Consider the following 240-nt stretch of genomic DNA (forward strand, 5'->3'; position numbering starts at 1 on the left):
AGTCGTAATCGGTACCGGGAAGTTCCCGGTCAAATACCGTTCGGTAGACGCCCTGCAGCATCTGCAGGATCCGCTCACCCTCGATGCGCAAATGGGCGTATTTGACCGTGTATTTCTCCGGGTTGGGCAGCAGTCGGTTTTTCTCCCGCACGTACGCGGTCAGGTCCTGCTCCCGCTGCTGCCACTGAAGCAGGCGGTTGCGCAGGTCGCGGCCTGTCTCTTCCAGCTCCAGCCGGCATT

General features: G+C 60.8%; 1 pseudogene. It reads right to left on the minus strand.

From position 1 onward, the window contains the following. Window positions 1–240 (minus strand): annotated as a pseudogene (locus tag LD028_RS09385) (AAA family ATPase); the annotation flags it as partial.

Origin of the sequence: Anoxybacillus sp. LAT27, from assembly GCF_022030075.1 — a bacterium.
GTDB classification, from domain to species: domain Bacteria; phylum Bacillota; class Bacilli; order Bacillales; family Anoxybacillaceae; genus Anoxybacillus; species Anoxybacillus kestanbolensis.